Source organism: Desulfonauticus sp. (assembly GCF_055126295.1).
On record NZ_JBSRHE010000007.1, the window covers coordinates 96262 to 104635 of the forward strand.

Annotated in this window: 6 protein-coding genes; all 6 read left to right on the plus strand. The window is 32.1% G+C overall.

Going from position 1 to position 8374, the window contains the following annotated elements:
• Positions 1-11 precede the first annotated feature (11 nt).
• Positions 12-1079 carry a nicotinate-nucleotide--dimethylbenzimidazole phosphoribosyltransferase gene (gene cobT / locus ACTCIM_RS06300; protein ID WP_464278949.1) on the plus strand — a complete coding sequence of 356 codons (1068 nt, stop codon included), beginning with the start codon at positions 12-14 and terminating at the stop codon, positions 1077-1079.
• Entirely contained in the window at positions 1076-1585 is a 510-nt protein-coding gene (locus ACTCIM_RS06305) for a 2-thiouracil desulfurase family protein (protein WP_472314525.1), read from the plus strand. The genes cobT and ACTCIM_RS06305 overlap by 4 nt, the downstream gene beginning before the upstream one ends.
• A 312-nt stretch (positions 1586-1897) precedes the next feature.
• Positions 1898-5416 carry a carboxypeptidase-like regulatory domain-containing protein gene (locus ACTCIM_RS06310; protein WP_464278946.1) on the plus strand — a complete coding sequence of 1173 codons (3519 nt, stop codon included), beginning with the start codon at positions 1898-1900 and terminating at the stop codon, positions 5414-5416.
• Positions 5401-6258: a hypothetical protein gene (locus ACTCIM_RS06315; RefSeq protein ID WP_464278945.1), complete on the plus strand. Its 858-nt coding sequence runs from the start codon at positions 5401-5403 to the stop codon at positions 6256-6258. Before ACTCIM_RS06310 ends, ACTCIM_RS06315 begins: the two co-directional genes overlap by 16 nt.
• A gap of 20 nt (positions 6259-6278) precedes the next feature.
• Positions 6279-7037 (plus strand): GAS domain-containing protein, encoded by a 759-nt coding sequence (locus ACTCIM_RS06320; protein WP_464278944.1) that lies wholly within the window; start codon positions 6279-6281, stop codon positions 7035-7037.
• 830 nt (positions 7038-7867) lie between these two features.
• The coding region (locus ACTCIM_RS06325; RefSeq protein WP_472314528.1) for an AAA family ATPase at positions 7868-8374 on the plus strand (507 nt) is incomplete at its 3' end.

Genomic DNA, 8374 nt, shown 5'->3' on the forward strand with positions numbered 1-8374 from the left:
AAGGAGTAGGCATGGAAAAGGAGTTTTTACAACTTATACAACAAATCAAGCCAGTGGATTTGTCTCTGGAAGAAAAGGCCTATGCTCATCTGGATAATCTTACCAAGCCTCCCCGCAGCCTGGGAAGATTGGAAGAAATAGCAGCCAGGCTCTTTGCCCTTTCTAAAGGCAAGGTAGAGCCCTATCCTGCCCGTATTTACACCTGTGCAGCAGATCACGGCGTGGTGGAAGAAGGAGTTAGCCCTTACCCGCAAGAAGTGACCAGACAAATGGTGCTCAATTTTTTAAATAATGGTGCAGGAATAAATGTGCTGTGCGCCACTTCAGGAGTAGAACTAAAGGTGGTAGATGTAGGGGTCAAAGGAGATACCTTTCCTGAGCATCCTGACCTCATTCAAAAAAAGATAAAACCTGGCACCAACAACCTGGTAAAAACCAGGGCCATGACTAAAGAAGAATGCTTGCAGGCCCTTTTCCTGGGACTGGAACTGGCCCGCAAGGCCAAAGAGGAAGGCATTAAAAGCCTGGGTACCGGAGAAATGGGCATAGGCAATACTACACCTTCTACTGCTCTTTATTGCGCCTTTTTGAATTTAGATCCCTACGAGTGCACAGGTAAAGGAGCAGGTCTTGATGAACAAAAAGTTAAACAAAAAGCCAGGCTTATTGCCCAGGCCTTAGAAAGACATAAAAGGGAGGTAAATTCTCAAGACCCCCTGGAAATTTTATCCAGCCTGGGCGGACTGGAAATTGCCTGCCTGACAGGACTGATTTTGGGTGGAGCGCTGGAAGAAATGGCTGTAGTCATTGATGGCTTTATCTCCACTGCAGCCTTTGTAGCTGCCTATAATCTCAATCCTCTGGTAAAAGACTATTGCTTTTTCTCCCACTGTTCAGCAGAAAATTATCACCAGGCCTTATTAAAAAACCTAAAGGCCCGTCCCCTGCTTGATTTAGGCCTTCGCCTGGGAGAAGGAACAGGCGCAGCCCTGGCCTTTTTCCTGCTCAAAGCTGCAGCCAATATTTTCAATAACATGGCAACCTTTGAACAGGCAGGAGTTTCCAAAGAAATAAAATGAACCAGTTCACTTTAGGGGTAAGTGCCTGTCTTTTGGGCCACAATGTACGCTATGACGGCAAAAACAAGTTAAACTGGTGGCTTTATACAGAGGGAAGAAAAATGTTCAACCTGCTTCCCATCTGTCCGGAAAAAGAATGTGGGCTTCCTGTTCCCAGGGAGCCCATGCACCTGGAAGAAAAAAAGGGGGAAATATATCTTTTGGGCAATCAGACCCAAAAAGACTTTACCCCTTTAATACATAAGTGGGCAGTGAAAAAAATTGAAGAATTAAAAACAATCCAGCTTTGTGGTTATGTCTTTAAAAGCAAATCCCCCAGTTGTGGCTTAAATTTAAGCCTGGACTCTCAAGGCAAAATACAAGGCCTCTGGGCCTATATTTTTAGCCAAAACTTTCCCTTTATCCCCATTTTGGAAGAAAAGGACTTATCCAATCCCAAGCTAAGGGAAAATTTTTTACATCAGGTCTTTAGGTTGCAAGAAAAGCTGAAAAAAAGTAGTTATTAAATTTGAAATTGGGTTCCTATTTTAGTTCATTTTAATTACCCTTAAAGGTATAGTAAAATATTTAATAGTTCACTTGCGATAGAATTAAACTTAACCCCACTAGCTAATTTATAATATACTTTCCTATCCTCCCATAGTTTTTATAAATAAACCCCACAAACACCCAAAAACCTTCTTTGTCTCTGAATAAACATTCCTGACTATCCTTTGCTCATACTCTACCAAAAATTCATAAAATTCAATCAATTCACTTTCCTTGAAAGAATTTTACTTATATTGACAAAAAGTCCATTACTGGGTTAACCTAATCCTATGAAACTGAAACAAGCTTTAACACTCCTTTTTATCTTTGTTTTGTTTACCCCTGCTTTTGCTGGCAACCAAGATAACACCTTTCTTTTACTTCCTTCCCTTTCAGAGATATCAAAGCTATACGGTGTGGAATTTCAGGATAAAAAAAATCAATTCTTTCCAAACTATAAAAACCAATTAATGGGGGATGGAAGCGTCGAATCTGCAAGATATTACAAGTCAGTAGATAGTGACAGCTTTATTTATATACAAATTGGCTATTACACTAATGTAGGCAATATTTGGGAAAATAATAAGCAAAATACATTAGAAATTGCCAAAAAAAACAAACAAAAAACCTATCCACTAAATATTGGAGAGGATAGCATCTATAGAGAAGGAGGGTTGGCGTCCTATTCTTTTAAATATAAAAACTATATTGCTAGAATAATTTCTACCAACAATTTTGATGGAAAACTAGTACTAAACTATCTATTTAAAAACATAGAAAAAAACGAAAAAGGATTGTTGAATAAAAAAGAGTTAACCTTAACTAAACTTTATATTCTAACGTGCTTTGATAAAAATTATTTTTCTAAAGATTCAAAACAATATAATACAGATATAAAAATTCAACTTTTTGACAAAACAAGTGAAATATATAACAAAAATTTAAATATACCATTAAAGATACTTGATACTGAGTTAAACCATGTAAATACCCAATTGTCCATCCCTTTAGATAAAAAATTAACATCTCTTTTACAAAATATTTCTCCCAAAAGTCTTCTTGTCATATCCATCAAAGGACATAAACCTTTGTTTAAAGTTATTAACAAAGACTCATTTGATATAAATTTTGAAGACATTCAATTAAAAGATAATCTTAAATGTGCAAGCATCTTTAAAGAACCTGAATACTGTCCAAAAAATGGAAATGTGCCAGATAATATTCTTTATAACATAACAAACAATGAATACTACTATTTATCAGGCGAAATTAGATATAATGACAACATCATACTAGTGAGCTATAACAAGCAAAACCAGCTTGCAAGTGTTAAATTGATTCAGAAAAAAAGCCCTTCAGATAGCTACAAAATCTTTTTAGACGATAAAGGGAATTTAGTTTTCATGAAGATGACAAATGTAAACCCTGAAAATGCACTTTATAAAATAGAAAACAACCAATTAGTATCTATTCCAGTTTTAGATTTTATAAAAAACAATAAAAACTACTCTATTTTTGACATTTATATATTTAACAATGAAATAATAAAAGATGGCATATGGCAGGTACCATACTATAGAGATTATAAGCCAATACATGTAAACAATAGAATTTTTAGATACAATCGAGTTTTTTCAGCAAACATAAAACAAAAAATTGCATGTATAAATAAACAAAAATTTTTCAAATTGAAAAAAGCAGGGAAAATTAATACTGCTAGCAACTTTCTTTATTACAGCGACTATAAAAGAGAAAGATCCAAATCCTTAAAATATCAAGAGAAATACGAAATAAAAATCTTAGACTTTTTGGGTAGAACTGAAAAAAAATTAACCACAAAAAAATTTTCAAAATATCTAGATGAAATACTCGAAAATATCCCTGAAAACTGTAAAGCATATGAAACTATAATCGATTTTAATTTTAATGATTATTTAAACGATGTCCCTATTGCCAGCAAAGAAGATGTTGTAAAGGCCTTTGCAGAACAATGGGTAGGGAATTTTAGCAATTTACCATCTTACAAAGCATCAATTGATGATGTAGATGGTGCTTTACTATTTGGAACTGGCTTTGGAATTCCATTATACCCTACAGGTAGAAACGAGGCACTTTTAAATAAAGCTATAGGTCCTTATTCGGAACTACGATTTTGTGATAAGGGAAAAATTATTAAAAAAGAGGTTATTAATACAGGATGGACTCAATTTAAAAAAACTAAAGAAAAAGATTTTAATATCTCAATTACAAAAGAAGGCTATAAATCAATCAATAGGATATTAACCGTACCTATAGACAATAAAAACATTCTAAATTTTTCAGGGACTATCTCTGATGAGCAAGGCAACCCCTTAAAAGGAGCAACTGTTCTAATTGAAGACAAAAGCACAAAGACTGATGAAAAAGGATTATATAAATTAACTTTTAACTTAAATAATAATGGTGTTGAAGATAATATTGAACTTGATTTCAGTTTAAAAGAAGCAATTGGCAAATTGCAAGTAGAATTAATTAATCAAGAAAATATTTATCCTGATGGTAAAAGTTACCAGATAAAAATAAAAGCATCTGATAGGGGAGAGCCTTTTAAAAACAAAAAGATTGAGATAGCTAAGATTGATAAATTTTACTTGAAAAGCGGAAAACTATTTAAACCTAAAGGGCTTGAGGATGGATTTTATATCAATAAAACTTATTCGACTGATGACAAAGGTATACTATCAGCAAGCATCAATATACCTAAGTTAAAAGATAAGTTTTTAAGAGATGAAGCAGACATAGTTTTCCCTTTACATGCAAATTTAATTGTCTGTGAAAAAAGAGAAAGTATTTGTAAGGATGTAAAAATAACCATTGATAATCCTGCTCCAAAAATTAAAGCCCGTATTCCTTCGGGCCTTGAGGCTGGAGTCTGGCAAACAAAACCGTCTGTTGTATCTATAAAGGATCCCAATGATACAAAATTAAAAATTACTATAGCAGCTAAAGGAAGATTAAAGGAAGCAGGAAATTCTACATTCTACAGTAATAGATTAATAAAGACAATAGAAACGGGTGAATTTAAATTCTTTTATGAACCCAGTACGATAGAAGGACTCGACTTAACGCAGGAACTTCCCAATGAACTTCAAGCTTATCTTGATACTAATATAAAAGTATTATCAGGTTTTATTGGAGTTTTTGGTGATTTTGCTGCTAGTGGTGGGCTGGGGACTATTGCTGCTAAAAAAGTATTACCCTTGGAAAATAAGGTATTTTTTAAAAACTATAAAAACTTAGAAAAATTATACAAAGCAGGAAGCAAGGGCTTAGGCTTACCAGACATTCAACTTTCCACTGAAGGTACCGCAAGTTCGCTAAAAGAGGCAAACTACGATACGGCTGTAAATATTATGGATTGGAGCATTGGTACAGTTGATTTTATAGGAGGCACTCTCAATGAGACTAAAGTAGGTGAGTTAATCTCTGGTAAAAATTTTACTGTTAATAAGTTAGAAGCTTTAAGCAAACCTCTAACTGACAAGTTAAAAAATTCAAGCGCACAACTAATAAAAAAATTCAAGCTAGACAAAATATCAAAATTTATAAGTGGAAATGATACTCTAAAAGGCGGTCTAAGCCTGGAGGTGTTAAAGGCTGTGTATGCCAATGCCAAAACCACCTATGATATTTTCAACCAATACAAAAGTATTGCTTATGCATACCAAGATATAGACTTTTTACCTATTATCATAAAAGTAGAAGACGAACTGGGATATTATGACCTTCAAATCATTGAAATTGGTGTAAAGTTGTGGAAGAAAAATTGATGAAGTTAAAATTATTATATACTTTTTTAGCAATATTATTATTTTTAATTAATAACACTACTATTTGTTTTTCTGAAGATTATACAAAACCAAAAGAGATTATTAAAAGATATTTTACTGCGTGTGAAGAAAAAAATATAAATATAATAAAAGAGATTTTGAGTAAGTCAAACCAAGAAAAATACAACAAGCTACTTAGACTTCATCAACTCATTTTTGAGAGTATAGATGTACATTACAAGGACATAGAAATAAAAGAAATTAAAAACAATAAAAGTTACATTTTTGCAACTGTAAGTGTACATTCCGAGATAAAAAGTAAAGACAACCAGGAACAATTTGAAAAGAAAGGGGATTATGTATTTATTTTAACCAATATGGAATCTCCAAAAATTGTCCAGATCACAAATTATGTAAATTACAATTTAATGTTAAAAAACTTGCTCTATTTAAAAGTTTTAAACGATCTAGTCTCAAAAGATATAATCCCAGAAGAGGATAAAAATGAGTCTAAAGATAATGAAAATTTATCCTTAACAAATAATTTAGAGCTATACATTTTAAAAAATGAGAAGATAGTAAATGAAGTTAACCATCTAGATATAAATATTAATTTTTTAATTAAAAATAAAAATAAAGATAATTTTATTGGCTATTTAATAGTTACAAACATATCTAACCATGACGAGCTAAGAAAAATTCCACTATTCTTAGAAGGATTAAAGGAAAAGAAAGTCAAGATAAGATCTGAGATAAATCCATTTCAACCTGGTAAATACACAGCTAAAATTATAGACCACAAAAATAATCAAATCAAAGAAATTAACTTTAATATAAAATAAATATATTAAAGGAGCTTTTTATGAGAAATCTATTTGTAATACTTATTATCTTTTGTTTGGGTTGCTCCCAAAACATGCAAATCCTAAAAAAAGAAAATAAAAGATTACAAAATGAGCTTACTCAAGCGACTCATAAAAACCAAGAGCTGCACAAAAAACTGGACCAATGCCAAAAATTAAATGAAATATTATCAAAAGAGAAGGAGTTTGGTTCTCAAGAACTCTCAAGCCTTAGGGTAAAGTTTAGAATCTTTTTAAGAGAACTATTAGTAAAGATAGATACTCTTTCAAATGAAAAAGCCCTTATGGATTATGCAGGAGGAGAATTAATTAAAAGGAGTAAGGTCTACTCTAAAAGTTCCACTGTAATTTATTTGGGAAAAAATTTTAAAAATGGTGATGAAATCAGAGGAATTGCTGGATACTTTGCTGGACCAACAGTATTTAAGATAAAAATATTTAGAAAAATGGAAGATGATTCTTACCTTTGCGTAGGAGAGTCAAAAGAACTAACTGCAAAAGAAGGGCCAAACTATTTAATGCTTGAAAATAAAATAGTTTTAGATGACAATGACATAATTGGTATTACATTTTTAGAAAAAGCTAATTTTTATTATGACCAAAAAGATGGTGGTTTTTATACCAAAGACAATATAATTAACATAGGAGAAAAAATTAAATTAGAAAAATCAACCTATTCCATTTCTTTGAGATTTCTGGGATACTTTGATGAGTTGCCAAATAACAACGAACCAAAAGATAAAAAGCCAGTCTCTTAGGATAATCAGAAACTAGGATAATACAAAGGTAAGAATCCACTAAGTCAAAAAAGATGTCGCCTAGGCTAGTTTAAGATAAGGGTGTGTTAATCTTCTTATCTTGTTCCCATTCCTCTCTAGGGAAAAGGGTAAAATTCAACCTAGGCGAGAGGAGAATTTTTAGAGTTTTTATGATTTATCCTGATAATGTAAAAAAGTGTACTCAAACAGATTTTTTGCACCATCAAATATTATTGCTGATATTTAATCCCATATATTATAGTTATAACATGGAAAGATCAAAACTCAGAAAAGATACCATATGCACAAAAAATTTACAGCAAAAAAAACTTAACCTTCTTTTTTCAAAGTACCTCAACGAATAAAATAGAGTTAGCTTAATTTTGTAAAAAACTGAAAAAAGATCCTTAAAAGCTAGTAAAAAGCAGCTTTAGATAAAGATATATTAAAAGAAGAGCGTAAAAAGGTTTTTAAATTAACAAATGTGGATTTGTTTAGATATAGATGTAGATATTTCACAGATGCTAGGGTATTGGGAAGTAGATCTTTTGTTAAAAGTATATTTAAGAAGTAAAACCTTATAAAAGCTAAAAAAGATAGAATTTATCCCTGTAATCAAAGCTTGTGGAGTCTATTCCAGGAAGAGATTGACGGGATGAGCTGTTGAGGATTAGTTGAGTAGTTAAGTAGATGAGTAGTTGAGTGGTTGATTAGATAAGTGGATTGAATGCAAGGAGTAACCAGGAAGAATTAAGCACTATTCTACTATTCCACTCAACAACTTATCCACTCATCCAATATGCTACTCAACCAAATTCAGGAGCAAGAAGATGAAAAAACTACCCATAGGAATACAGACCTTTAGTGAGATTATAGAGGGCAATTATGTATATGTAGATAAGACCTTTGAAGCCTATGAGCTTGCAATAAACTATAAGTATGTTTTTCTTTCCCGTCCCCGCAGGTTTGGAAAATCTCTTTTTCTGGATACCTTAAAGGAGCTTTTTGAGGGGAATAAAAGGCTTTTTGAGGGGTTATATATCTATGACAAATGGATGTGGGAAGAAAAATACCCTGTAATTAAAATAAGCTGGGCAGGGAATTTAAGTACCCTGCAAAAAGTTGAAGAAAGAGCAATAGATATTTTTAAAAAAAATCAGAAAAGACTTGGTATTGAATGTGAAAATATAGGTAATCCATCTTCATGCTTTAATGATCTTATACAAAAAACCTATGAAAAATACAATCAAAAGGTTGTAATCTTAATCGATGAGTATGATAAACCCATACTGGATGTTATAGAAGATATGGAGCAGGCCAGGATAAATAGAGAATTT